The following is a 269-nucleotide window of genomic DNA, read 5'->3' on the forward strand; positions in this document are numbered from 1 at the left end:
GTTTTACTCGAGTTAAATCTAGCCGCGTAAAATAGGTATCACCTAACTGACTCTCTAATATCAGTGACAAGCCTTTCGCTTTAGTTTGTGGAGAAAACATAGCATGAACATCGTTGATCAATCGCACCATATCAAAACAGCTAATGTTAAGTTCTAGCCTGTTTGCTTCGATTTTACTTAAATCAAGCACATCATTAATCAGGCTTCTTAAATGCTCACTTTGTCGTTGTATTACCCTAAGCTCATCTTGTAATTGCTCAGCCTTATAC

Annotated in this window: 1 protein-coding gene; it reads right to left on the reverse strand. The window is 37.2% G+C overall.

All coding sequences use genetic code 11. The annotated features are described in order from the left end of the window. Positions 1-269, reverse strand: a 269-nt coding sequence (locus AAEY62_RS22565; RefSeq protein ID WP_350636651.1) for a sensor histidine kinase, incomplete at both ends; no start/stop codon positions are given.

The organism is Pseudoalteromonas sp. GW168-MNA-CIBAN-0100 (assembly GCF_040309225.1).
GTDB lineage: Bacteria > Pseudomonadota > Gammaproteobacteria > Enterobacterales > Alteromonadaceae > Pseudoalteromonas > Pseudoalteromonas arctica.